The sequence below is a fragment of the Planococcus sp. NCCP-2050 genome, from assembly GCF_023708025.1.
GTDB lineage: Bacteria > Bacillota > Bacilli > Bacillales_A > Planococcaceae > Planococcus.
Map to the genome: position 1 here is coordinate 957,562 of NZ_BRCX01000001.1, position 18,011 is coordinate 975,572.

Annotated in this window: 17 protein-coding genes; 4 read left to right on the forward strand and 13 right to left on the reverse strand. The window is 42.7% G+C overall.

Annotated features, from left to right (window positions below; genetic code table 11):
- Nucleotides 1-12: 12 nt before the first annotated feature.
- From NFU07_RS04745 to abc-f, 7 genes are all read right to left on the reverse strand, one after another.
- Nucleotides 13-660: a bifunctional 4-hydroxy-2-oxoglutarate aldolase/2-dehydro-3-deoxy-phosphogluconate aldolase gene (locus NFU07_RS04745; protein ID WP_251475372.1), complete on the reverse strand. Its 648-nt coding sequence runs from the start codon at nucleotides 658-660 to the stop codon at nucleotides 13-15.
- Nucleotides 661-813: 153 nt separating this feature from the next.
- Entirely contained in the window at nucleotides 814-1,578 is a 765-nt protein-coding gene (locus NFU07_RS04750; RefSeq protein WP_251475374.1) for an IclR family transcriptional regulator, read from the reverse strand.
- A gap of 92 nt (nucleotides 1,579-1,670) precedes the next feature.
- Nucleotides 1,671-2,573: a sugar phosphate isomerase/epimerase family protein gene (locus NFU07_RS04755; protein ID WP_251475376.1), complete on the reverse strand. Its 903-nt coding sequence runs from the start codon at nucleotides 2,571-2,573 to the stop codon at nucleotides 1,671-1,673.
- A gap of 1 nt (nucleotide 2,574) precedes the next feature.
- A complete protein-coding gene (locus NFU07_RS04760) occupies nucleotides 2,575-3,399 on the reverse strand; it encodes a sugar phosphate isomerase/epimerase family protein (protein WP_235196932.1) in 825 nt (274 codons plus the stop codon).
- 181 nt (nucleotides 3,400-3,580) lie between these two features.
- The gene (locus NFU07_RS04765) at nucleotides 3,581-3,742 is read right to left on the reverse strand and encodes a hypothetical protein (protein WP_235196933.1); all 162 of its coding nucleotides are present in this window, start codon (nucleotides 3,740-3,742) and stop codon (nucleotides 3,581-3,583) included.
- 139 nt (nucleotides 3,743-3,881) lie between these two features.
- Nucleotides 3,882-4,877 (reverse strand): GNAT family N-acetyltransferase, encoded by a 996-nt coding sequence (locus NFU07_RS04770; protein WP_251475378.1) that lies wholly within the window; start codon nucleotides 4,875-4,877, stop codon nucleotides 3,882-3,884.
- Between the two features lie 280 nt (nucleotides 4,878-5,157).
- Nucleotides 5,158-6,786, reverse strand: a complete 1,629-nt coding sequence (gene abc-f / locus NFU07_RS04775) for a ribosomal protection-like ABC-F family protein (RefSeq protein ID WP_251475380.1) — start codon at nucleotides 6,784-6,786, stop codon at nucleotides 5,158-5,160.
- A gap of 371 nt (nucleotides 6,787-7,157) precedes the next feature.
- On the opposite strand from abc-f, the gene NFU07_RS04780 reads away from it, so the two are divergent.
- The 4 genes from NFU07_RS04780 to NFU07_RS04795 all read left to right on the forward strand — a co-directional run bounded on the left by NFU07_RS04780 (nucleotide 7,158) and on the right by NFU07_RS04795 (nucleotide 10,564).
- The gene (locus tag NFU07_RS04780; protein WP_251475382.1) at nucleotides 7,158-8,135 is read left to right on the forward strand and encodes an ATP-binding cassette domain-containing protein; all 978 of its coding nucleotides are present in this window, start codon (nucleotides 7,158-7,160) and stop codon (nucleotides 8,133-8,135) included.
- Nucleotides 8,136-8,150: 15 nt separating this feature from the next.
- On the forward strand, nucleotides 8,151-8,993 hold the full coding sequence (locus tag NFU07_RS04785) for an ABC transporter permease (protein ID WP_251475383.1): 843 nt from the start codon (nucleotides 8,151-8,153) through the stop codon (nucleotides 8,991-8,993).
- 97 nt (nucleotides 8,994-9,090) lie between these two features.
- A complete protein-coding gene (locus NFU07_RS04790) occupies nucleotides 9,091-9,489 on the forward strand; it encodes a DUF2512 family protein (RefSeq protein WP_251475386.1) in 399 nt (132 codons plus the stop codon).
- A gap of 250 nt (nucleotides 9,490-9,739) precedes the next feature.
- Nucleotides 9,740-10,564 carry an aldo/keto reductase gene (locus NFU07_RS04795; RefSeq protein ID WP_235196954.1) on the forward strand — a complete coding sequence of 275 codons (825 nt, stop codon included), beginning with the start codon at nucleotides 9,740-9,742 and terminating at the stop codon, nucleotides 10,562-10,564.
- 52 nt (nucleotides 10,565-10,616) lie between these two features.
- Here the strand turns inward: NFU07_RS04795 and NFU07_RS04800 are convergent, their stop codons facing one another.
- The 6 genes from NFU07_RS04800 to NFU07_RS04825 all read right to left on the reverse strand — a co-directional run bounded on the left by NFU07_RS04800 (nucleotide 10,617) and on the right by NFU07_RS04825 (nucleotide 17,795).
- A complete protein-coding gene (locus NFU07_RS04800; protein ID WP_251475388.1) occupies nucleotides 10,617-12,068 on the reverse strand; it encodes an amidase family protein in 1,452 nt (483 codons plus the stop codon).
- 288 nt (nucleotides 12,069-12,356) lie between these two features.
- A complete protein-coding gene (gene lexA / locus NFU07_RS04805; RefSeq protein ID WP_251475390.1) occupies nucleotides 12,357-14,798 on the reverse strand; it encodes a transcriptional repressor LexA in 2,442 nt (813 codons plus the stop codon).
- Nucleotides 14,799-15,245: 447 nt separating this feature from the next.
- Nucleotides 15,246-15,785 carry a signal peptidase I gene (gene lepB, locus NFU07_RS04810; RefSeq protein ID WP_251475392.1) on the reverse strand — a complete coding sequence of 180 codons (540 nt, stop codon included), beginning with the start codon at nucleotides 15,783-15,785 and terminating at the stop codon, nucleotides 15,246-15,248.
- Nucleotides 15,782-16,444, reverse strand: a complete 663-nt coding sequence (locus tag NFU07_RS04815) for a hypothetical protein (RefSeq protein ID WP_251475394.1) — start codon at nucleotides 16,442-16,444, stop codon at nucleotides 15,782-15,784. Before NFU07_RS04815 ends, lepB begins: the two co-directional genes overlap by 4 nt.
- A 63-nt stretch (nucleotides 16,445-16,507) precedes the next feature.
- Nucleotides 16,508-17,299 (reverse strand): hypothetical protein, encoded by a 792-nt coding sequence (locus NFU07_RS04820; RefSeq protein WP_251475396.1) that lies wholly within the window; start codon nucleotides 17,297-17,299, stop codon nucleotides 16,508-16,510.
- A gap of 70 nt (nucleotides 17,300-17,369) precedes the next feature.
- Complete coding sequence (locus NFU07_RS04825) at nucleotides 17,370-17,795, reverse strand: hypothetical protein (RefSeq protein ID WP_251475398.1); 426 nt, start codon at nucleotides 17,793-17,795, stop codon at nucleotides 17,370-17,372.
- Between the last annotated feature and the right edge of the window lie 216 nt (nucleotides 17,796-18,011).

The window sequence follows — 18,011 nt, forward strand, 5'->3', positions numbered from 1 at the left end:
ATCCACCACTTTTTATAATTTCTTAGACAATTCAAATCGATTGGCTAACTCGACAAATTCTCTAGCACGTTTCTCAATTTCATCAAAATCTCCTTGTTTAACTAACTTATTATCAACGAGAGAGCTGCCGATACCTAAAGCGGAACTGCCAGCTTCCAAAAACTCTTCTGCATTTTCAAGAGAAATTCCACCAACAGCCATAATATCAAGATGTGATAAAGGCCCTTTGAGATCAGTGATATATTTAGACCCAACTGATCTAGCAGGAAAGATTTTAATCATACGAGCACCATATTCATAGGCTGTTAATGCTTCTGTCGGTGTTAAAACTCCTGGTACGATAAAAGTGTTATATCGATTAGCCATTGAAATTGAACTTTCTTTCAAAGTTGGAGCTAGCAGAAATGAGGCTCCTGCCAATATTGCCTGACGGGCACTTTCAGGATCCAAAACTGTTCCGGCTCCAATGGCCAAGTCTGGATACTTTCCTTGAAGTAAAGAGATTCCTTCTAATGCTCCTGGTGTATTCAACGTTATTTCAACTATCCGTATGCCGCCTCGATACAAACTTTGGACTGTTTGTTCTAACTCACTGATTGAATCCGTTCGGATAATGGCAACAATTTTATGTTTGTTGACTTGGTTGATTACATTTATCATTTTCAATCCCCCTTAGTTCCTTATTAAGGAACACCGTTTCTTATTTAGTTATATTTTTGGCGTTCCTTAATGTGGAACGCCGTTTTGTTTAGTAGATTCTTTTTTAGTATATTTAATAAAGAAAGCGCTGTCAACGAATATTTTGAATTTTCTTTAAGCGCCTAGTAATTTTGAAAGTTCAGTAGAAACTCGCAGTACTTCTTTAGCCATCATTTCCAACTTTTCTTCAGTTACCCGCATTATCGGACCAGCTACACTAATTCCGGCAATTACTTCTCCATGGTGATTGAAGATTGGAGCTGCAGCACATTTGATGCCTGCTTCGTGCTCTTCATCATCAATTGAATAGCCTCTTTTGCGAATCAGCTGAATATTTTCTAACATCGCTTCTTTTGTAATTAAAGTTTTCTCTGTGTATTTGCGAAGACCGGCTTCAGTGATTACTTCCTCGATTTTATCGTCCGGCAGAAATGCAAAAATGGATTTGCCAATCCCTGTACAATGAATTGGAGCCCGCTTGCCAATATTTGAAAACATGCGTATCGTCGCATTGCTTTCCAACTTATCAATATAAACGATTTCGTGTTTGTCCATAATTGCCAAATGGGCAGTTTCCCCCGTTATTTCAGTCAATTGATGCAAATACGGAGAAGCAAGTTTTCGAATATCTAAATTATCTGTCACGACTTGTCCGACTTCAATAAACTTTAAACCCAACATATACTTTTCTGTCTGGTGATCTTGTTGGACAAACCCCTTATTGTACAAAGACATAAGGAGGCGATGTGCTGTGCTCTTAGAAACGTCAAGACGATTCGATAATTCGGTTACCCCTAGCCCTTGGGGAATTTGCTGCAAAATCTCAATAATTTGTAAAGCCCGGTCAACAGACTGAACAGTAATGGCTTCTTTTTTCATATACTTTCCTCCTGGCAATATAACAATCATCTAATAAAGATTCTTCCTAAATTCTATAGGATAGTCTCCTAGATTCATACAATAAACTCACCCTATCCTCTTACTTCGGTAAGTAATCTCTTTAAAAATTGCTTAGTTTGCAGCTCGGTGGAATGGGCATTTTCATGTTCATTTGTCCGTACTTCTACAGAGATTCGGAATGGCTTTGCAGCAAAAAGTCCCTGAGATTTTACTTTCTGCATAATGCTTAGCGCTTTTTCATATGTCAAAAATCCAGGTGCACCTAGAGGGATATGATGATCTCCATAAAGCGGATCTACCGGATTTAAAACAGCATTTGAAAGATGCAATTGGCCCATAAGGGGACCAGCCAATTCTATTGCAGTTTCAATTTCTTCTTCATTCAAAGCAGCATGTGCTGTATCAAATGCAAAGCCAATATTGGGATGATTGTTTTTAACGGTTGATAAGATTTTGTAAGTGTCTTCTGTAGGGCCAAGGAACATTTTTTTATGGGCATGTCGGTCTAAAGGCTCCACAAGCACTTCTATGCCATAAGGCGCCGCTTCTGCACAAATTGACGAAAGACTTTTTACTAGGTTTTCTCCGGCTTTTATCCGCAATTCTTCTCCTGGATCCTGTCCGGTTACCAATGCGATATTCGAGGCTCCCGCTTCATTAGCCCATTCAATATTCCTTAAGATTTCGTCCACGGCATGCTGTCTTGCTTTTTCATCAATAGCAGATAAGTTCAATCCATGCTCCGTAATAATCGCAGTCATCCATTGCGTTACGATTAACTCTGAGGCAGAAGTAACCTCCTGAATCCTTTTTCTTTTTTCTTTGTCATGAATGTTCGCAATTTCAATTCCTCGGTAAAAACCTTCTTCTGCAATCTCCTCTATTTTTGAAACAAAAAAGCTTTCATCTCCCGTAAATGGGCGATAAATTTCAGGCATAAGAATGGTGGGCAAAAACTCAATCGGTTTTTCCATATTAGTTAACCCCTTGACTGATTGGTTTAAGATTCGAATTCACGTATTTGCTGATATCGACTACCGCTTGTTTCGGGTTAGCTGTAGATTCCTCAGTTTCTTCTTCAACCATGATCCATCCGTCATATCCTGAATCAGTCAGCAATTGGACAATTGCAGGGAAATCAATATCCCCGGTTCCCATCTTTCTCCACTGAAAATCTTTAGTAGCATCTTTGAAGTGGACATGCTTGATGAAAGGCAAATATTTTTTGAAAATCTCCAATGCATCCATCCCACCAAATACAATGTGGCCGGCATCCGGAGTATAGCTAATATAATTCGTATCCAACCCCTCAAAAAGAATTTCATAATCTTCCTTTAAACGGAATACAGACCCTGCTGGTGAATTAGGATGAAATGAACAGAGCACCCCTTGTTCGTGCGCTCTCTTCGCTAATTGATTAGCACAACGAATGATGTTTTGCTGGCGGTTCACCAAGTTTTCCCGTAAGTTTCCGGTTCTTGGAGCTACATTTAATAAGGCATTAGGAAAATGCTTTATGTATTCAATATAATAGTCAGCTAAAGCTTTTTCCTCCTCCGTTTCTTGTGGTTCTAACCAATTGAATGGGATCGTCAGAGCAGCCAATTGAAGACTTCGCTGATCTAGTTCTTTTTTTAATGCTTGTGGATCGCCTTTAAATCTTCCTAGTAAAGAGACTTGAATATCCACTCCCTGAAATCCAGCATACTCCACTACATCTGCTATTTCTGGAAAATAATCTGATTTTTTATCGTAATCCAGCTCCCAAGTCGATCCATGACATCCATATTTTATAGTCATTTATTTTCCTCCTTGAATTTTTTGTTCCTTTATACGGAACCTTGTTTCATTAATTGAATCTTTCATCAATTGTAGGAAAAAAAGAAAGCGTTGTCAATTTAGTTTGAGTTTAATTTGTTTAATCCTTTCTTTAGACAAATAAAAAACCAGACACAAAGTGCCTGGCCGCTTAGCTTTTCTGTTATTTAGAAACTTTGTCCTTGAGGTTATTCTTCAAGTTCACTGCTTTGTCTTTATAGTCTGCTGCTTTCTCTTTGTAATCGTCTTTATTTTCTTCCCAATGGGCTTTGCCTTTTTCGATTGACTTGTCTTTCAATTCGTTGAGCTTATCAAGAAATGCCATATGCTTCACCCCGTTTTGCTCATCTTACAGGAATGGATCTGATTTCACAACGATTTGCTCTAATCGTATAAACCAGGCGTTTCTTCTAGCTGAATAGCGCAAAAAGCCCGGCATTTAACGGCAGTTTTGCTAATGAAAATTAGCTTATTGTGTGGGCATAGCGGTATGCCGGAAAGGCTTGAACCGTTTCCCCCACTCGCTGCATATGGCATAAGCGGCTGTAGATTTCAGGGTTCCAGATTTTATGGCTGACATAGTAATTGAAATCCGTGTTCTTTCCAAATTGTTTTTTCAAGAGATACAACGGATCATCCAAGCCTCTTCCTTTTCCCCCGCCTTCGTGGATCATTTCACATCCTTGCCCTTTCCCCCAGAGCACGAGTGCATAGCGCATAACAAACGCAGGCGAAAGATGGCGATATTCAAAATACGTCCCCGATAGATGAATGTGGATCAACTTTCCATAGGCAAAGTTCAAACTCATTCCAATCACCCGGCCTTCATAGAAAACTTCCACGAGCAAGATGTATTGCCCCAAATTCCGAAGCAGTTGATCGAAATATCCATCATCAAAATAATAGATAGCATCCGCTTCTTTCCGGTTCATCGTCCGTTCGTATATGTCTTTAAAACCCTTCAAACTTGCCGGGTTTTGAGTAATCCGGTATTCCACACCTGCATTTAAGGCTTTCTGAATGCTTTTCTGCTTGGATTTCGAAAACTCTGCTTGAATCGGATTCTCAAAATCCCGTAAATTGGTGCCAGTCGTATAACGCTGCAGGGTCAACTCATAACAATCGCAAAAATCCTCGGCATTCATTAAAATCGGATGGAAACGGACGAACTCACAAATGATGTTCTGTTCCAAGCAATGCTCCTGGAAGGCACGTTGAAAAGCCTCCACAAGACGTGCTTTTCCCGCTTCTTTTACTCGGATGATCAGCGGCCCGCCATACCCGTAGGGAGTTACCAAATCATAGTAAACTTCACCCTCCAACCGAAATGGAATTTCCTTTTTGATATACAGATGCCGAACTTCCCCTTCTTCTCCTATATAATGAAAGACTTCACATTTGCCATTTTCAATTTTCTCGTATAACTGGCCGTAAGCTGTTTCAAAATAGATATCACTCAACTGGAAAACCTCTTTTCGTAAACTGGAGCGTCCTTTAGAAAGCATTTTTAAATTTTTGCCGTGTATTTGGTTAATAAATGCAGTACGGTTGTATCCGAATTAAATTATTCTAATAATTCAGATTATAATTATTTATTTTAGCTGTTAATATACAAGGCGTCTAGTGGTTTCTCGTAAAAAATGTAAATTTGATGGAAATAAAATTAAAAACGTTCCTCTATATAAAAAACCTGAAATCCTGACTTAACAGGATTTCAGACCATCAAATTTTATTCCATTGTTACAAACTTTTAATTTCTCTCGTCAACTCATTGAATCGGCCATCCAACAAGGCATACTCCTTATCGTTCGGCGTCATGAAACTCAATTTCCCCAGCACCGCTTGGCGTTCTGTTTCTAGTTTCAGCCGCAAGTCGTCGATAGCTTCCCGCTCCGGCGCCATTTGCTCCAATTGTTTATGGATCGCGTCGTCTTTGATGACCAGTTTGGCAGACGTTGTTTCTTCGATAAAGGTTTTATCGTGCGATACCACTAACATTGTTCCTGGATATTCCGCTAGCGTCGCTTCCAATTGCTCACGCGATTGCAAATCCAGGTGGTTTGTCGGTTCATCCAAAATCAAGACGTCTTTTTCTTCCAATATATAAACCATCAATTTGCATTTGATGCGTTCACCCATGCTCATCAATCCGATCGGCTCCGTCCACTGCGCTGCGGTAAACCCGAGATGCTTCATCAAATTTTGGACTTTGCCTCGCGCTGCGAATGTTTCTTTATAGAACAATTCCTCCGGTGTCTTCTCTAGTGGCAAGTCGAATACTTCTTGAGTCAGATAGCCGATATCTGCTGAAGGAGAAAGCCAAATCTCCCCTTCCGCTTCTTCTTCTCCCATGATTATTTTCAGTAAAGTCGTTTTTCCGCTGCCATTAGGTCCTTCAATTGAAATCTTTTCTCCGTGCTGAACCGTGAAGTTGGCCTTTTCAAAAAGAATGCGGCTGCCAAATGCCTTAGACAGATTTTTCGCTTCCAAAAACCGCCTGCCCATTTTTTCATTAGCTTTCACGGAAAATGATACTTCGTATTCCGCTTCCGGCGGCGCTGCTTGATGCTTCTCCAATTCTTTTTCGAGGCGCTTCTGCTTCGATTTGACTTGCTTGTCCATGCGCTTCGCTTTCTTGCGGTAATATTCTTTCGCTCCTTCTTGCTTTGTGGACTCCGCATGCGCTTTATGGGACCAGGATTTAAGTTCTTCCATATGGCCTTCGATCCGCTCCACCATCTTCTGCTGCTTTTCGTAATCGCGCTGCTGCGATAACCGCTTTTGCTTTCTTTCTTCTACATAACTCGTGTAATTCCCAATATGCTCAATCAGTTTTTCGTGTTCAATCGACCAAATTTTTGTCGCAATCGCATCCAGGAATGTCCGGTTATGCGAAACTAAAATAATCGTTCCAGTGTAGTGTTTGAGTTGCTCCAGCAATAATTCGATGCCTGGCTGGTCAAGATGGTTGGTCGGTTCATCGAGCAATAGCAAATGTGCCCCTTTGGCAATTCCTGCTGAAAGCCGGGCCTTCAATTTCTCACCGCCGCTCAAAGAAGAATAATGGTGTACCGGTACCTGCCATTTCTTCAATAAAACCTTTTCCGCTGAATCAATTTGATCCACTTCATACGATTCCGCTTCCTGTTCGACATATGCGATTTCCAGGCGATCCGCTATGCGGTGAATCTGCCCTTTGCTTGGTGCCAATTTGCCGGCTATCAATTCAAGCAATGTCGATTTTCCAGCGCCGTTCTTGCCGATGATCCCGATAATCTCCTTTTGGCGGACACTTGCATTCACCTCTTCAAAAATCACCGTATCTTCTATTTCATAACCGACTTGCTGCAATTTCATTAATTCTTTCATCTAACCATTCCCTTCTGAATAAGGGAGAATTAAAAAATCCTCCCAAAAATTTCTTGGAAGGATTAGCCGGTATTTGCCTAACTTAAATAAGCCATTTCGATAAATGAATAGCTCGACAGTTTTATAAGTGGGCAGACTAATCCTATTTCACGTGATTTGAAATATCCATTTCAAATGAAAAAATAAGATTAGTTACTCATCGTCCACCCATCAGCCTTTCTATCGCTTAGTTGAGATGATTATAGCATAGAAGGAGAATTAAATAAAAGAAAATTGAAAAATTAGAACATTTGTTCTTTTATTTTTCTTCAAATGGTAGTATACTCTTTTCAAGAGCTGCACAATAATCCAAACGAAAGGTGAGGATTCTAGTGGATGCAAATCGGACGAGGGAAACAACCACATGGGCCATTGAAGCAAAAGGGCTCGTGAAGACATTTGGGAAGCACCGGGCCGTCGATGGTGTGGATCTAACTATTCAAGAAGGGACTGTCTATGGATTTTTAGGACCAAACGGAGCGGGCAAAACGACAACGATCCGCATGCTTGCAACATTGTCAAAGCCTGATGCCGGAACTGCACGGATCTTCGGATATGACCTCGCAACTGAAGGAGACCGTATTCGAAGCCGCATCTCGTTGACTGGACAATATGCTTCTTTAGATGAAGATTTGACCGGCATCGAGAACTTGGTGATGATGGCAGGCTTAATGGGCTATGGACGAAAAGAAGCCAAAACACGCGCAAAAGAATTGCTCACCGCTTTTGGATTAGAAGATGCGGCCAAGCGCCAAGTGAAGAATTATTCGGGAGGTATGCGAAGACGCATCGATATTGCCGCAAGCCTAGTGGTCACGCTAGATCTGCTTTTTTTGGATGAACCTACCGCGGGACTGGATCCGCGGAGCCGCAACCAAGTTTGGGATATCGTGCGTACACTCGTTTCTACAGGAACGACTGTCCTTTTGACTACGCAATATTTAGAGGAAGCTGATCAGCTCGCAGACCGCATCGCCGTGATCAACCAAGGGAAAATTATTGCAGAAGGCACCAGCAGCGAATTGAAAGCTTCTGTCGGCACTGGAACGCTCACGGTCCAACTGGTAAACGCTGAAGATCGTGACCGTACAATCGAATTGTTGAAGCAAAAGCTTTCAGTCGGCATCCATACCGGTACCGATCCAACGATGCTGACAGCTCAAGTAAGCGACCCTTCATTAGTTGCAGAAGCTTTAGGCGCCATTGCACAAGAACGGATTGCCATCAGTGACTTTTCACTCGGACGCCCTAGCCTAGACGAAGTCTTTTTGACCCTTACCGGACAAGCTGTTGAAACAGAAAACGTTTAACGAGGAGGAAAACTCATGATTGACTCCACGGAACTTCGTAAACAAATTACGGTAGATGAGCGTTTGCAAGATGCGATTTCTGCCACTAGCCGGCCGAAACGCCCTAGCGCGGTTTCGTCAACTAGGGTATTTGCCACCCGTGCTTTATTGCGCATCCGCCATGTCCCTGAGCAAATGTTCGATGTGACGCTTTTCCCGATCATCTTTTTATTAATGTTCACGTACCTGTTCGGCGGCGCGATTGCTGGATCCACTGCTGAATATCTCCAGTTCCTACTGCCCGGAATTTTGGTCATGACTGTTGCGCAGATTACGATGTATACCGGGATCGATTTGAATAACGATATCCGCAAAGGCATTTTCGACCGTTTCCGGACCTTGCCGATTTGGCTGCCGTCTGCATTGATCGGCGCTCTTTTGGTCGATGTCATCCGCTATTCCATGGCTTCTTTCATCATGATTGGATTGGGACTCGCACTTGGTTTCCGTCCAGAAGGCGGACTTTCTGGTGTTCTAATGGCCATCGGGATGATCTTAATCTTTTCATTCAGCCTTTCCTGGATTTGGACAACCTTAGGATTAATCGTCCGTTCAGAAAAATCTTTAATGATGCTCAGTTTCTTGGTCATGATGCCACTGACTTTCGTCAGCAATGTTTTTGTGGATCCGAGCACTTTGCCTTCATGGCTGCAGGGATTTGTAGAAATCAATCCTATTTCTATTCTGGCTACGGCCGTCCGCGGATTCATGCACGGCACGGCAACATTCCAACAAGTGATGTGGGTGTTGATTGTCTCGCTGCTATTTGTTGCGATTTTTGCACCACTGACCATGTATCTCTATCGGAATAAGAAATGAGCTCTTTTTGGAATCGCTTTATGTGAGAGATTGCTTATATTCCTGAAAAATCGGGTACAGTTTCTCTAAGTAAAACTTTTTCAAAGGAGAGTGGAAAATGAATCATGTGATTGCGTTCTTAATTAAATTCGTGATGATTACTGCTGTTTTACTGATCGTATTGACGTGGATCTTCGATGTATCCTTTGTCGACACCTTGATTATCAGTTTGGGACTGACCGCGATTGCCTACTTGATGGGCGATTTGCTGATTTTCCTGAATGCCGGCAAAGCGGATGACCAGTCCACACGCAATACGATTGCGACCGTCTGCGATTTTGTATTAGCTTTTCTCGTAATCTGGTATGTTGGCCAATTGATCAGCGGCACGATGGCCGAAATGGTGACACCTGCTCTCGTGTCCGCACTGGTGCTTGCTGCCGGAGAATGGTTCTTCCATATTTATATGGACCGCGGCGTGATGCCTTGGTACAACAATTACAAAGCTGCAAAATAAAAAATGCACTTGCTCTGCCTTTAAACGGCTGAAGCAAGTGCATTTTTTGATACTTTTGCGTTATGGGGCGTATTTTCAACTTTACCGTGCGTATTTCTTCAACTACTGGGCGTATTTTTAAAACTACCGTGCGTATTCACAAAGTTATTCCTTCGTGAGTCAAAGTAAATGCGTTTTAAAGGATTATTATTTACACTAAAAGGGTATCAAATAAAGCGCTTGAATTTATTTTGAAAAGGGGCAATGGATAATGGATTACGTAACGTTAAACAACGGTTTGAAAATGCCGCAGCTTGGCTTCGGTGTGTGGCAGGTTCCTGACGACGAAGCAACCGCAGCCGTAGCGAATGCATTAAAAGCAGGTTACCGCTCGATCGATACAGCAATGATTTACCAAAACGAAAAAGGTGTCGGCAAAGCGATCAAAGATGCTGGCCTTCCGCGCGAAGAATTGTTCATCACGACAAAAGTCTGGAACAGCGACCAAGGTTACGAAAATACTTTGCGTGCTTTCGATGAAAGTTTGGAACGTTTAGGATTGGATTATGTGGATTTGTATTTGATCCATTGGCCGACTCCGCAATTTGATGACTACGTGGATACATACAAAGCTTTGGAAAAGCTGTACCATGACGGACGCGTAAAAGCGATCGGTGTCTGCAACTTTGAAATCGAACATTTGGAGCGCTTGCTTGCTGAATGTGAAGTGACGCCAGTGTTGAACCAAGTGGAATGCCATCCGTACTTGGCTCAAACGGAATTGAAAGAGTTCTGTGCAAAACACGATATTTTTGTAGAAGCGTGGAGCCCGCTTGACCAAGGCGGCGAAGTGCTGCAAGACGAAACCGTCAAGAAAATTGCAGAAGCTCACCAAAAATCGCCTGCACAAATCGTATTGCGCTGGCACTTACAGAACCAAACAATCGTCATTCCAAAATCCGTGACGCCTTCACGTATCGAAGAAAACTTTCAAGTCTTCGATTTCGAATTATCTTCTGATGAAATGGAACAGATCCATGCGTTGAATAAAAACCGCCGCAAAGGTTCTCATCCAAACGAGATGAACGTACGTTAATATGAAACAGCCTCTAGTGGAATCACTCTCCACTAGCGGCTGTTTTTGTGTTTTATTCGAATATCGGCGCTTGGCGCTTTTTCGTTGCCTGCTCATAGGAATAGGCAAGTTCAATCAATCTCGGTTCGCTGTACGCTTTCGCTGAGAACGTCACGCCAACCGGCAAACCGGTGCTGATGTATCCAGCGGGGACTGTAATGGACGGATAGCCCGCTTTTGCCGGGAGTGCCGCACCGTGGTTATTTTGAAACAGCAAAGCATCCAGAAGGTGTTCGTCCATCACGGCATCGATGCCTTCGCTGCGGGAAATCCGGATGTCCGTTTCGCGGTGGAAAACGTAAGTCGGATCTTTTGGATCATCGCTCAGCGCTTGTGCTTTTTCGAGTTCCACTTGGCCAAACTTCATCCGCTCTTCCGGATTTTCTTTGTTGAACGCAATGACGTCTTCCAAAGATTTAACGGGAACATCGCTTGAGACTTTGCTCAAGTAGTCGTTGACTCCTCGCTTGAACTCGTACCAAAGCACTTCGGATCTTGCGTCGGACTGCGGAATCTCTACATCTACAACGGTTGCCCCGAGTTCCACCACTTCGATAATCACGCGCTCCATCAAGTCCCGCTCTTCTTTTCCGATTTCGCTCAAGAATGCCCGGTCAACACCGATCCGCGCTCCATTCAGGCCGTCCACTTTTAAATGCGGTGTGTAATCTGATAGCGCATGGGTTTCATTTTGGGCTGTCGCTGGATCTTCTTCGTCAACGCCTGTTAAAACACCAAGCGTAATCGCCGCATCCGCGACTGTGCGCGCCATCGGTCCTGCAGTATCTTGGCTTTCGGCAATCGGGATAATGCCTGTTCGGCTGATCAATCCCACAGTCGGTTTGATGCCGACAAGTGAATTGGCGCTAGACGGACTTAAAATCGAACCCGAAGTTTCCGTCCCGATGCCGACCACCGCGAAATTCGAAGCAATGCTCGCCCCGGTCCCTGAACTCGAACCGCCGACACTCCCCGCTTCAAACACATCAATGCCGTAAGGATTCAACACTTGGCCGCCGAGATTGCTGAAACCGCTCGGCACATCATTCGTCATGAAATACGCCCATTCGCTCATATTCACTTTCCCCAGAATGATCGCTCCGGCATTTCGAAGCTGCGCCGCAACAAACGCATCTTTCCGCGCAAAATTATCTTTGAGCGCAATAGTTCCAGCCGTCGTCGGCATCGCATCGACCGTATCGATATTGTCTTTCAATAGGACCGGAATGCCGTAAAGCGGCCCTTGCCCATCTTGTCCGCGCATTTCATCCAATTCCGCTGCGATTTTAAGCGCGTCTGGATTGATCGATAAAACCGAATTGATCTTCGGGCCGTTCTTGTCGAATTGCTCAATGCGGTCCAGGTAGGCCTGCACAAGTTCCACCGATGTCAGTTGGCCGTTTTCAAACGCCTGCTGGATCTCATATATCGTCGTTTCTTCTATTTCAAAAGCTGTCTTTTCCATGCTGCTATCCCCTTTGGCTAATATAATCATCAATCTTCTTCTATTATATAAATATCTCCGTCAATTAAACCAATTATTCGAATGAATTGGAAGATTTTTTGTTTTGGTGAAAGGAAGCAAATGCTGGAGAGAACTGACACAATTCAAGTAGAATCCGGCATAACTCATGTAGAAGCCGACACAATTCAAGAAGAACTCGTCACAATTAATGTAGAGCCCGACACAATTTAAGAAGAACTCCCCCAAACAACAAAAAGACGGACTGCCTTTTCACAGTCCGCCTCTCGTCTACTTCTTTAAGACCCCAATCACCCGACCATTAATATGGACATCTTCGCTGCGCATCATAATGGGTTCGTACGCAGGATTTTCTGACATTAAAAGGATATTGCTCCCCATTGGCATGTATTTTTTCATGGTGGCTTCCTGATCGATGACGGCGATGACGATGTCACCGCTAGATGCTGTCGTTTGCTGATGGACAATGACTTGATCGCCTTTTTCGATGCCTGCACCGGTCATGCTGTCGCCTGTGACTGTGAGCGCAAAGGTTTCATTCGGCGAAACCACCCAATCACGCGGCAAATAGATTTCGGCCTCGAAGGATTCGGCTGCAAGAATCGGTATACCGGCAGCCACGTTGCCGAGTAAAGGCACTTTCACTTTCTCGTGCACTTGCATGAGGACGTCCTGCCCTGATTCTTTCACTTCGATTTGATCTGCTTCGTCATGGTCCACGGCATAGTCGTATTGACGATTATTCTTTAGATTCAAATACTGTTGTTTATTCTTCGTTTCCGGTAAGAACTGTGCGCGGCACTTCGGCAAGTCTTGAACTTCTTCACCATTTCGGTCGATGATTTTAAGTTCGAGGCCATCTGTGGCAATGCCGTAAAATGCTCTTCCATCAGCTTCAAGATAGGATTTTAATTGGTTCAGCGCTTCATCGATTCCACTTCCGAAACGCTTCACTTCTGCAATGATGTAGGGATTTGCTTCCCCGTCGGAATAAACCAATACAGCAATATCACAATAGCCTTTTTTCGAGAATTGTTGTACTGGAAACTCCAGTTCCAGTAACTCCAATGGATAGCCGTAAGTGTCTTTCAATTCACGGATCAGCCATTGTCTGATGACTTCTTCTTTGGAATGGAGATCCACTAACTGATTTGTTAATTGATATTCTGCTATGCTAATCGATTCAAATGGCCGAAGAGCAGCGTCTTTTTTCATCCGCAAGTGCTTTCGGTCAATCTCCTTGATAAATTTCGAGGGCTTTTTAACCGAGGACATATACAGCAATTCATTTGCACGCGTCATGCCGACATACATCAGCTTCCGTTCATCCGAATCCACCGTTTTTTGATCCTCTTCATCCGCGTATACTTCCATCGGGATCAATCCACTGTTCAAATCAATTAAGAAAATGACTTTGAACTCAAGTCCTTTGATCGAATGCATTGTGACAAGTTTGACGTTATCGCTTTCGAAATCCGGCTCGCTGCGTTGAAGAACCGTATTTGGAATGCCAGCTCGCTCCAAACCGATTGCGACATTTTCGATATAGCGATTCCCTTTTGCCACAATGCAAATTTCCGATAACGCATAATCATTCTTCAAGATATTGATTTCATTTATTAAAAACTGTAGCTGTTGATCCGGTGTCAGGAAAAAACGGTAAATCGGTGGATGGCCATGCCGATCAATCAAAGCCGGCTTGACGAAATCGACATTCGATCGGATATGTTCATCCGCTTCGATTAAATGAAAAGCAGCGGTCGAAATTTCCGTTGTCGTCCGGTAGTTCTTACTTAACGTCCGCGATTTCCCGCTCATATCATAACCGATGGTCGTATAAGGCCTACCTTTTCCAAGCCATGACTGCGTGTAGATACTCTGCGTGTTATCCGCCACAAACATCAGTGAAGAATATTCCTTTTCCTTATACAGCTCCTTCAGAAATTCCAGTTGGACACGCGTCAAGTCTTGGCTTTCATCAATGAGGATATGCGTGTACTTGCCTGTTTGTCTGCGCCGAATTTCTTCTAATGCCAATAGATTCATCTGTTTGTAGCTGATTAAATTGTCTTTTTCTAATAGATTTTTATATAGCGTGCACACTTCAAATATAGCTTCTCGAAGCTTCGAATTCTTTAACAGCTTTTGCGGAGTGCTTCCATCGCCAGAAGCTCGTCCAATCCGGTCAGCTGATTGATACGCCTCCAGTTCCTTGATGGAACAAGCTTGCATCCATTCTTCTTCTTCCAATAAAAACTTGCTGTTTTTCGGTGACAACAGCTTCACATCTGGATAGGATTTCTTTGCCAAGTGTACGGCTTGAACCATCGTCTTATGCATTTGATCCGGTGCCGCCATCTCTATTTTTTTACCCGTTCGATTTTGATAGCGTATAAATTCTTTGTACATCAAACTATCGATTGTTGAAATGTCCACTTCTGCGTCCGAAGCGAAAAGCTGCATACCTGAAACATCATCAGAATCAGCCATGCGGGCATATTGATGACGTATGTAATTGAGCAAAGTTTTATTATAAGTAACCATCAAAATCTTATCATCCGATTCGTGGCAATAATGTTCTTTTAAGAAATTGATCCGGCGAATGGCAACTGTTGTTTTCCCTGACCCCGCCACCCCTTTAACAAGCATTGGCCCAGACGGTTCCAGTTCGACAATCCTGCGTTGTTCAACATTCAGCTTCAATCTTCGCACCCCCTTGTCATTTACAAGTTCTCCCTATATTTTATGAATATTGTCATAAAATAGCAAGGTTTTGAATAATTCTAAAGGCTAGCGAAGGAATAAAATAAGGAATCGCTGAATAGGCAGTAAGGAAGTTCTTTATTTATATAGCCTAATCCTTATTCGAACTAGTTGGAGTGGCTTAATGTAAGAAGAAAGTGGAATAGTGTCGATAAAGATGAAGTTAGTGTCGATAAGGGTAGAATTAATGTCGATAGAAATGGAATTAGTATAAAAAAGAAACCAAAAACCAACGAAAGTCGGTGAAAACTGACACAATTCAAGAAGAAATCGGTATAACTTATAAAGAAGACGTCACAATTCATGTATAGTCTGACACAATTCATGAAGAACTCGTCACAATTCAAGTACAACCCAAAAAATGGACCGCCAATTCGGCAGTCCATCGGGTTCCTTCTATTTAACTGAAAGCTGGAAAGGCATTAACGACATGAGCACTTTTCCTTCGACCATATAAGCTGGCACGAGGCCGACTTCTGCACTTCGGCTATCGAGGCTTTCGCCGGGTGTGCGGTTATCCCCCATCACGAAGTAGGCATTTTCCATCACTTCCACCGCAGCCATGTCATCTGGCGTTCCCGTTGTATAAGCCTCTTCCAGTACGCTGCCATTCAAAAGGACTTGGCCGTTTTGAATCGCTACCGTATCTCCTGGAACTCCGATCACGCGTTTTACGACTGAAAAACCGTATTCGTTATTGAAAATCACCACATCATCCCTTTGGTATTCATTAAACACCTTGCTTGAGAGAATGACGTCATTCGTTTCAAAGCTAGGGTTCATCGAATCGCCGCTGATGATCGATAAGCCAATTACGTAATTAAAGAAAACATAGATGCTGATCAGCAAAAGCCAGAAGCGGATCCAGCCGAACACTTCGCTCCTTTTCTTCACATTCGCCTCTGTCTTTTGTTCGGCTACCGTCGTCGTTGTCATTCACCATCACCTGCCGGTTGCTCGACTGGTGTTTCACTTTCTGGCGCTGCAGGCTGTTCGACCGGAGGAGCCGTTGGCGTCGGGGCAGGCGCAGCTGGTGCTTCTGCTTCAGGTGCTGGAGTTTCTGCTTTCGGCTCCTCCGGCTTCGCTTCCTCTTCTTTCGGCTTTTCCGTTTCCGCTTTTTCTACAGGGACGATGCTGCTTTTCCAGTTAGAATTTGCCGTCTGCATCGCTTTTTGCGCTTCGGCGTAAATGGAATCCAATTGGCGCTTCAATTCCTGCTCTTTCGCAGAGTTGTCGATATCGATTCCTTGGATCAGTTGATCGGCGTAATTGCGGATATTCTGGACACGGCGTTCTTTCTCAGCCGCTGTGAATTGGTTCATTTCGACTTCTGCAGCATTCATCTCTTCTTTTAAAGCCGCTTTCAAGCGTTCTTTTTGAATCTCTTTCTCGCTCGAAACCGCTTCTTTTATGTGAACAATTGCGTTCTCTCGTTTGTCATCAAACCATTTCGTCAACACTGCATTCAAATCCTCATTGGCAAATGAAACCGTTAAAGTCCCTCCCATGATCACCAGCACGGTCATCATCGCAAGCAATACTTTCGCAAAAGCCGTCTTTTTCTTTTTTCGGTAGGTGTCTTTTCTATTTAACATTTCGCCCCTCCTACTAAAATATTAGGGCCCCGTTACGAGGCCCTAATGAGTTTGTGGTTATGGTTAGTTTTTGTTAATTGAAATCATGATCTGAGCATCTAAGTCAGCTTTTGCTGCTGCTTCAATTTTATTTGCTTCGTCAGTCAGCTTTGTTGTCCATGTTGTTACTAAACCATCTTTTTTAGCAGTGATGTCTAGTTTCAATTGAGCAATTTTCGCATCAATTGCAGCTTTAATTTCTTCAGTGGTTCCATTTTTTTCTGTTTCCAATTGAGCAAACAAGTTCCCCTTCGCTTCTACAATTCTAGTATCCAACGCAGTAACTGCTGCTTCTTTCTCTGCATTCAATTCATCTTGCAAAGAACTAAATGCAGATTTTCCAACTTTATTTACTTGATATGTCAAATCTAAGTCGGCAGCAAAGTATGCTAGCGAACCAAGAGCATTAAAGGTATTGATATTTGCTGCAGAAAGCTTATTAAATTGGTCATCCATATAATCTTTAATAGCAGTTTCTCTAGCAGTTACTGAATCAATGTGAGATTGTTTAGCAGCATTGATGGTTTCTTTCTTCGTGCTTAATTCGTCTGCTTTGGTAGTATTAATTGAATTAATCCCATTATTTTTTTCTTCTTTTGCATGATCTTTAAATTCGACCAGCTTTTCTGCTCCGTGTTTGACAACTTCAGTTTCTAGTTCTACTGTTGCTTTGCCAAGTGCTTTATTATACCAACCTTGCAAAGCCCCACCAGCATCCGTATTCGCCGCTACAAACCCGACTCCTGAGAACAATGTGACTGCTGCAACTCCTGCTACCATTTTGCTTTTTACTGTGTTTAGTTTGATTTTTTTCATTTTCATTTCTCCCCTTTGATTTTAGTTTTTTGTCTTAATAAAAATTTATATAGGATTTCATTAAAACCGATCATCGCAGTGCATCCTCTAAAATCTCATCGATCTCAGATTCCAGTTCCGCTTCAACTGATTTCTTTTGTTCGTTTTCCACTTCGGAGAAGTCTTGCTGTTTGAGCCGCTGCTCTGTGGCATTGGCTATGTCGATATAGCGCTTCTGGTAGTTCTCTACTTCTTTACCTGAATTTTCAGATAATAAATTAGAGAAACTGGCCAATTCATCCCCCGCTAACACCGCCTGCTCTTTTTTGTCTTTGCTGACGGCTTTCTTCAGTTGGATCACTCCAGCGAAATAGTCGCCTACTACCTCATCAACCGCAAAACCAAATGCCTGGTCGTACCAGTTCTTCAGTTTCAACCCACTGTCTGAGTTTCCATAGGCAGTTAGAGAAAATAGTGCTAAACCTAAAACCAACACCATAGTCGTGAACCTTTTCACCCACTCACCTCTCTTTTGAACTATTTAATTTAATTTGTATGGGACATATTGACCTGTCATCCTTACAAGAATTACCTTATCAAATAAATAATTGTAATGCAAGCACTATTTTTAAATTTTTCTGAATATTTTATTCAATTTAGATAGTTCTATTGGTACATCAAGGTTTTCAACCGAAAATTTTTTTATTTCTGCTCAGGACAATTTAAATTGCAA

Excerpts from the sequence above, each read along its gene's own strand:
- NFU07_RS04820 (WP_251475396.1), bottom strand. The coding sequence starts at position 17,299 with ATGAAAAAAATCAAACTAAACACAGTAAAAAGCAAAATGGTAGCAGGA.
- abc-f (WP_251475380.1), bottom strand. The coding sequence starts at position 6,786 with ATGAAAGAATTAATGAAATTGCAGCAAGTCGGTTATGAAATAGAAGAT.
- NFU07_RS04755 (WP_251475376.1), bottom strand. The coding sequence starts at position 2,573 with ATGGAAAAACCGATTGAGTTTTTGCCCACCATTCTTATGCCTGAAATT.
- NFU07_RS04750 (WP_251475374.1), bottom strand. The coding sequence starts at position 1,578 with ATGAAAAAAGAAGCCATTACTGTTCAGTCTGTTGACCGGGCTTTACAA.
- NFU07_RS04745 (WP_251475372.1), bottom strand. The coding sequence starts at position 660 with ATGATAAATGTAATCAACCAAGTCAACAAACATAAAATTGTTGCCATT.
- lepB (WP_251475392.1), bottom strand. The coding sequence starts at position 15,785 with ATGACAACGACGACGGTAGCCGAACAAAAGACAGAGGCGAATGTGAAG.
- NFU07_RS04815 (WP_251475394.1), bottom strand. The coding sequence starts at position 16,444 with ATGTTAAATAGAAAAGACACCTACCGAAAAAAGAAAAAGACGGCTTTT.
- NFU07_RS04790 (WP_251475386.1), top strand. The coding sequence starts at position 9,091 with ATGAATCATGTGATTGCGTTCTTAATTAAATTCGTGATGATTACTGCT.
- NFU07_RS04765 (WP_235196933.1), bottom strand. The coding sequence starts at position 3,742 with ATGGCATTTCTTGATAAGCTCAACGAATTGAAAGACAAGTCAATCGAA.
- NFU07_RS04795 (WP_235196954.1), top strand. The coding sequence starts at position 9,740 with ATGGATTACGTAACGTTAAACAACGGTTTGAAAATGCCGCAGCTTGGC.
- NFU07_RS04760 (WP_235196932.1), bottom strand. The coding sequence starts at position 3,399 with ATGACTATAAAATATGGATGTCATGGATCGACTTGGGAGCTGGATTAC.
- NFU07_RS04800 (WP_251475388.1), bottom strand. The coding sequence starts at position 12,068 with ATGGAAAAGACAGCTTTTGAAATAGAAGAAACGACGATATATGAGATC.
- NFU07_RS04785 (WP_251475383.1), top strand. The coding sequence starts at position 8,151 with ATGATTGACTCCACGGAACTTCGTAAACAAATTACGGTAGATGAGCGT.